The 6,729-nt window shown below is 47.5% G+C and carries 7 protein-coding genes; 3 read left to right on the top strand and 4 right to left on the bottom strand.

Features of this window, described 5'->3' with window-relative positions; translation table 11 throughout:
- Positions 1 to 46: 46 nt before the first annotated feature.
- The 3 genes from QUA97_RS13810 to QUA97_RS13820 all read right to left on the bottom strand — a co-directional run bounded on the left by QUA97_RS13810 (position 47) and on the right by QUA97_RS13820 (position 1,890).
- A complete protein-coding gene (locus tag QUA97_RS13810) occupies positions 47 to 301 on the bottom strand; it encodes a hypothetical protein (protein ID WP_333194902.1) in 255 nt (84 codons plus the stop codon).
- On the bottom strand, positions 291 to 839 hold the full coding sequence (locus QUA97_RS13815; protein WP_333194904.1) for a DoxX family protein: 549 nt from the start codon (positions 837 to 839) through the stop codon (positions 291 to 293). Before QUA97_RS13815 ends, QUA97_RS13810 begins: the two co-directional genes overlap by 11 nt.
- A gap of 148 nt (positions 840 to 987) precedes the next feature.
- Positions 988 to 1,890: an SMP-30/gluconolactonase/LRE family protein gene (locus tag QUA97_RS13820; RefSeq protein WP_333194905.1), complete on the bottom strand. Its 903-nt coding sequence runs from the start codon at positions 1,888 to 1,890 to the stop codon at positions 988 to 990.
- 509 nt (positions 1,891 to 2,399) lie between these two features.
- Here QUA97_RS13820 and QUA97_RS13825 point away from each other — a divergent pair.
- From QUA97_RS13825 to QUA97_RS13835, 3 genes are all read left to right on the top strand, one after another.
- On the top strand, positions 2,400 to 3,548 hold the full coding sequence (locus tag QUA97_RS13825) for an L-dopachrome tautomerase-related protein (RefSeq protein ID WP_333194906.1): 1,149 nt from the start codon (positions 2,400 to 2,402) through the stop codon (positions 3,546 to 3,548).
- A 212-nt stretch (positions 3,549 to 3,760) separates the two neighbouring features.
- The gene (locus QUA97_RS13830; protein ID WP_333194907.1) at positions 3,761 to 5,335 is read left to right on the top strand and encodes a GMC family oxidoreductase; all 1,575 of its coding nucleotides are present in this window, start codon (positions 3,761 to 3,763) and stop codon (positions 5,333 to 5,335) included.
- Positions 5,336 to 5,578: 243 nt separating this feature from the next.
- Complete coding sequence (locus QUA97_RS13835) at positions 5,579 to 5,926, top strand: hypothetical protein (RefSeq protein WP_333194909.1); 348 nt, start codon at positions 5,579 to 5,581, stop codon at positions 5,924 to 5,926.
- Between the two features lie 21 nt (positions 5,927 to 5,947).
- On the opposite strand, the gene QUA97_RS13840 is transcribed toward QUA97_RS13835, so the two are convergent.
- Positions 5,948 to 6,544 (bottom strand): cytochrome c oxidase subunit 3, encoded by a 597-nt coding sequence (locus QUA97_RS13840; RefSeq protein WP_333194910.1) that lies wholly within the window; start codon positions 6,542 to 6,544, stop codon positions 5,948 to 5,950.
- Between the last annotated feature and the right edge of the window lie 185 nt (positions 6,545 to 6,729).

Below are 6,729 nucleotides of genomic sequence, written 5' to 3' on the forward strand. Positions count from 1 at the left end.
TATCCCAAAAATTGAGCTGTTCGTACTATCTGCCGCGAGGCAGAGTTCAATTTTTTGGTTGCTGGTAGTGAAACCGGGCGCGAACTTGGTTTGAGCGTTTGCAGATGCAAATGCTGGCAGCACCAACAGTTTCCGGGGCGGTTGTAGAGTCACAAAGGCTGTTTGTTCGATCGCGGGCGTGTTTGATTCGGCCGAGGTTGCGATCGTACTTGCGGTGAAGGGCACCCCTCCCAATTTTTGGAACAGACATCTCCGGTAATGCTTGCCGATCGAGCTCGCTTGCAGGTTCTTTATCCTCCAAAAATCAAAGCATCCAGCGAATAGGCACCAGGCCCTAAAACTGCGATCGCCACCAGCATCAAACAGTACATAAAAGCTTTCTCCCAGCTTGGCGGTTCGCCCTTGCCATTTGGCCCTTCATACTGCCCTTGGGGAATTAAATAGGGATCGCTAGCAACAAAAGGCAACCCTTTGGATAAATCTAAATAAATCGCGAATAGCATAGAACCGAGAATCGGCAGACTTGCTAATAGCGTAAGAAATCCCACAATCAGACAAACTCCGCCAGCTAACATGGAAGCTGCGGAGAGAAAGCACAGAAACAGCGGCATTTTCATAGCATCAGACCACTCTCGAAGATGTGTTATTTTTGGGTAGCCGTGCAGCACAAATAGCCCGCCAACACCAACTCTCAGTAATAAAAGTGTCCAGCCGAGAATGCCGGTCGGAAACACAGGATTGAGTGAACTGAGCAGTTTAAAACTTAGTTCTGGTAGATGAGGTGAAACTTGAGCGAACAGCAGCGCGATCGCCACACCCAGAGCAAATTTGTAAATCATTTGGTCAATTCCAATCGATTGAGATATTCTAAATTGGAGATCATCAAACATCTATTAGACTTCTGTTCCAAAAGCTTGTAAATAACAGGCAGGATGTCTGTTCCACAAGAATTATGGGAGTGGTCTATTGCAGATGGCCAGAACAGCTTTATTGACACCCGCGAGTGTTGAGATCGATCGCATATAAAGATGTGCCAGCAGCAATCCAGAGGCGATCGCGTTTTTTTCCCCCAAAAGTCAGGTTAGCGCAAGTCTCCGGTACCGAAATTTTCCCCAAGCGAGTACCGTCGGGGGCGTACACCTGCACGCTATCTTGGGAAGTCGTAAAAATATTGCCGTGTTCGTCGGTTCGCAACCCGTCGGGTTCACCGGGTTCGATGACTGCGAACACCCGGCCGTTGTCCGCAGCGCAATCGCCTACAACATCATAGGCGCGGAGGTGGTGATAGCCTTGGGGCATATTGAAAGCAGAACTATCCGACACGTAGAGGATGCTTTCGTCGGGGCTGAAGGCGAGGCCGTTGGGGCGCAACATATCCGTCACCACCGCATCGATCGCACCCGTCGCCGGATCGAAGCGGTACACAAAACATCCAGGCTGTTCCTGTTGGCCGCCGTATCCCTGGTCGGGCTGCGTCAGGCCGTAGGGGGGGTCAGTGAACCAGATCGTGCCGTCACTCTTGACTACCAAGTCATTGGGGCTGTTGAGGCGCGATCCTCGGTAGCGATCGACCAACACCTGCCATTCGCCACTGTCTTCGCGCCGGACGATCGCGCGCAAACCCGACGAACAGGAGACAAGGCGACCTTCGCGATCGCGGTAATTGCCGCTTTGATAGTCGGAGGGATCGCGCAAAACGCTCATTCCCTCGCGGGGACTCCAGCGCAGCAAGCGATTGCCGTGAGCATCGCTCCACACCACGCTATCATCTTCATGGAAATAAACCGGGCCTTCGCTCCAGACGGCACCGCTGACAACTTTCTGGAGTGAAGCATCAGGGCGCAAAAGCGATTTCAGGCGATCGTCATAAATATTGATGACTTCAGACATGGATATTTTATATTATTTTTAACGTTCTTCTTATCCTTAAACAACGATCGGTTAAATACTAATCAGTCTTTGGGTATAAATTTAATCTCATCCATTCGATAGAGATAAACAAAACATCAACAATGTAAATTTGAACCCATGAAAATCTCTAAAAAAGCCACTTTCTCAATTAACTAGAGGAATTGCGAAGGGGTATTGCAAAACCCAGTTTTTCAACCAAAATACTTGCTAAAAACCTAGAGTTCGGTAAACAAAACAGGTTTATTCGTGGGCTGGGCAAGTTTTGCAACAATTGACAGCAAACAATTGACAGTTGACAGTTACCTCGGACTCAAGCGCGAAGAGATTGTCAGCGAAGGAAATGAATTTTTCCTTGCAGCCTACAGGGGGAGCCTTGACACCCATTTTTTATTGTAAATAGCAACAGGATGACAGAGATTTTTAAGATACAATCAACGTCAAATTTTCTGCTTTTTTAAATTCTTCAAACTCTCAATAGGATTAGTGCAATGGCGAACTTAGCCGCAACCAAATCTATGGCCGCTGTGCCTTCACTGCCAGCAGACAAATCTGCTGGCAATTTAGAGTTAATAACGCTATTCGAGGATGCCATGCCGATCGGGGTTGCGGTATCCAAGCAAGGGCGAATTTTCATCAGCTATCCCCGACTGGTTGACGATGTAGAATTCACCGTTGCCGAACTCAAACAGCCGCTAGAAAAAAACGGCAATCCTGTTCCCTACCCCAATGCAGAAATCCACAAGTTAGATTTAGCTTCGCCCTCAGAAAAGTTGCTGTGCGTTCAAGGGATGACCATCGACGCGCGCGATCGCCTTTGGCTGTTAGATCATGCAAAAATTAAGCAAAATTCAGTTCCCTCCGGCGGCCCAAAACTGGTGGGAATTGACCTGAATGGCGATCGTATTGTCAAGAAAATTCTCTTTCCCCAATCCGTCGCCTCAGCCAATTCTACCTTGAATGACGTGCGCGTCGATTTGCGCTGGGGAGAGGATGGAATTGCCTTTATTACCGACTCATCGGAAGAAGGGCCTAACGGCATAGTTGTGGTAGATTTGGCCACCGGAAACAGTTGGCGCACACTCAACGACCATCCTTCAACTAAACCAATTCCCGGCTTTTTGCCCATAGTCGAAGGTCAACCGATGATGGTGCGGCATTCAAACAAACCCGCCAAGCACATTCACACCGGCAGCGATGGCATTGCCCTCAGTGGTGATGGTCAAAGACTGTTCTATTGTCCCCTAGCAAGCCGACACCTTTACAGCGTCAGTATTGAAGCATTAGTTAATCCAAATTTACCCGATGAAAATGTTGCCGCCACAGTCATCGATCACGGTGAAAAAGGCGCTTCTGGCGGCATGGTTTCTGACGACAAGAATCGCCTTTACGTGACGAACTACGAAAACAATTCGATTTTGCGCCGCCTCCCTGATGGTACGTGGGAAACACTCGCCCACGATGCGCGAATGCTGTGGCCGAATTGCCTGTTTGTTGCCCAAGATGGCTATCTCTACTTTACTGTAGATCAGTGGAATAGGAACCCCAGCTATCATAACGGGCAAGACTTGCGCGAGAAACCTTACAGCCTGTTTCGCATCCAAATTAATGCGGGGCAAGTGTTGCTCGATCGCAGCTAAAATTCAAGGGGAGAGGGGGAGAGGGGGAGAGGGGGAGAGGGGGAAACGATTTTTGATCTATAGTCGAAATATACAATTTAAATGCACAACAGCTTAACGGTGTAATTCACATTATGGATACAGTTGTGATTCCTGAATTTCTGGGTAAGATTAAACCAGTGAGTTAAGGAAAAATTATTCCCAAACCAGCACAATTTATAAAAGATTAGGCAATGGTAAATTCGGCGAACCACTACGATATCATTATTATTGGCACGGGAGCGGGCGGAGGTACGATCGCTCACCGTCTCGCACCGACTGGTAAAAGGATTTTGGTGCTAGAAAGAGGCGACTTTTTGCCCAGGGAAAAAGCAAATTGGAGCGCGCTGGAAGTTTATCAAAAAGAGCGCTATCATACGGAGGAGCGCTGGTACGACAGGGAAGAAAAGGAGTTTCGACCCCAGACTGGTTATTGGGTTGGCGGCAATACAAAAGTTTATGGTGCGGCTCTTTTACGGCTGCGGGAACGAGATTTCGATCGCGTAATTCACAAACAAGGATTTTCTCCAGAGTGGCCGCTCAAATACGCAGATTTTGAGCCGTATTACACGCAAGCTGAAGCACTCTATGACGTTCATGGAGAGCGGGGAACCGATCCGACTGAACCGCCCTGCAGCGAACCTTATGCTTATCCTCCTGTGAGCCACGAACCTGATATGCAGGTGCTCGCGGACGATATTCGATCGCTCGGTTACAATCCGTTTCATTTACCTTTAGGATTAAAGCTGAATGAAGCCGATCGCACAAACAGCCCTTGCATTCGCTGCGATACTTTTGACGGCTATCCTTGTTTAGTAGGTGCGAAAGCCGATGCGGAGGTGAATGCGATTCGTCCAACCCGCGAAAAATATGCTAATTTCACCCTAATAACTAATGCCAAAGTCTTGAGGCTGCATACCAGCAAATCCGGGCGAGAAGTGACGGGGGTAGAAACCGAAATTTTAGGGAAACGACAGCAATTTACAGGCGATATTGTGGTGGTTTCCTGCGGTGCGATTAATTCGGCTGTTTTGTTGTTGCAATCTGCTAACGAGCAGCACGCCAATGGATTAGCAAATAGTTCAGATCAGGTGGGCAGAAATTTAATGAAACACCTGGCGACTGCTTTAGTTGCTATGCACTTAGATGTGAATGCAGCTAACTTTCAAAAAACTATTGCTGTCAATGATTATTATTGGGGAGAGCCGGATTTTCCTTATCCAATGGGTATGGTACAAAATACGGGCAATGTGTTAGCTGATATGCTGCCGGCTGAGGCTCCGGCGCTGATGGCTCCGCTGGTAAAATTGATTCCTAAATACGAGCGGCATTTGATTGCTGAGCGATCGGTTGGTTGGTGGTTGCAAACAGAAGATTTGCCAGATTCAAACAATCGCGTTCGGGTGGAGGGCGATCGAATTTACTTGGATTATACGCCGAACAATACCGAAGCGGGCGATCGGCTAATTCACCGCTGGACATCTGTAGTCAAATCCCTCCACCGTTCGGCCAAGCACGTCATTCCTTTTAGCCTTTATCCTCGCGCCGAGATGCCGGTACAATCAGTTGGTCATCAATGCGGCACTTGTCGGTTTGGTACAGACTCCAAAACTTCAGTGCTTGACGTGAATTGCCGCACCCACGATGTTGAGAATCTCTATGTTGTGGATGGCAGTTTTTTCGCGTCAAATTCGGGGGTTAACCCGACGCTGACGATTATGGCAAATGCGCTGCGGGTTGGCGATCGCATCGCTGAACTGTTAAAGTAAACTTAGTTAAAAATGGCATAATTGGTTCGCAGTCATGACTTCAGTTATCGCTGCGAACCAATTATGGCAAATTAACCAGACCTCATAATATAGCAGTCCTTGGAGGAGTCGTAAAGTTTTTTACCCCACCCCAACCCTCCCCTTATTAAGGGGAGGGAGTAAGAAATTCACAAATGATTTAGGATTGCTATATAAAAGCAAAAATTGAGAATAAACAGCAAAATTTGTGAGGAAATTATGGCAATGAATGATGCTAAAAAGATGAATGAGACGAATGAAAATTCTACCGATCGATCGGAAACACATGAGTCTCACCCGATCGCCACAGGATTGGGCGCAGTCGGCGGCGGTGTAGCCGGTGCTGCTATTGGTAATTCTGTTGGCGGAAAGGTTGGTGCGGCCATTGGTAGCATCGCAGGGGCGATCGCGGGCGGTATGGCAGGTAGTGCGGTGGCTGATGTTGCTTCAGAGGCGATCGCCGAAATTCAGCCGGCGATCGGGTTAGGTTTAGGCGCTAATGCTAAGCCAGTTGAATTGCCCAAACATTACACTTGGGAAGAATTACAAGCACTATCAAAACCGCAAGGGTAGGGTTTTGGCAAAGAAATAGAACTACCACAGATAAACTAGCGAGAACAAAACAATCCAGATCGCATCAACAAAGTGCCAAAACAAAGAAGCCGCACTCACGCCGAAGTGGCCGCCGTTGTAGTTCCCCGGAAGGAAAGAACGGACAAGCATAATTAGCTGCAAGATAATCCCGACAAAAACGTGCAAACCGTGAAACCCTGTCAGCAGATAAAATGTCGCGCCGAACAACCCTGTAGTCAGCCCAAAAGATAGGTTGTTCCACTCGATCGCCTGATTAACTAAAAAGTAAGTTCCCATCAACGATGCCGTCAGCCACAGCAAGCGAAATAAACCCAGTTTCCGGCGATCGAGGGCTTGTTCGGCAAAGTAAATGACAAAACTGCTCGAAACCAGTACCGCCGTGTTAATCGCAGGTTTAAGCACCTCTAATTTCGGGATACCAGGAGGGATCCAGTTGGGAGTTGTCTGCCGCAAGATGATGTAGGCGGCGAAAAAACTGAGGAAGACCATACTCTCGGAAAGCAAGAATGCGGTAAAGCCAAACATCCGCTTTTTGCGATCTTGAGAATTTTCGTTGGTTTCTTGGGGCGATCGCCCTGAATGCGTAGGATTTGCCATAAGTTATTGGTTATTGGTTATTGGTCATTAGTCATTAGTCATTGGTCATTAGTCATTGGTCATTGGTCATTAGTTATTAGTTATTAGTTATTAGTTATTAGTTGTTAGTTGTTAGTTGTTAGTTGTTAGTTGTTAGTTGTTAGTTGTTAGTTGTTAGTTGTTAGTTGTTAGTTGTTAGTTGTTAG

It is taken from the genome of Microcoleus sp. CZ3-B2 (genome assembly GCF_036705055.1).
GTDB lineage: Bacteria > Cyanobacteriota > Cyanobacteriia > Cyanobacteriales > Microcoleaceae > Microcoleus.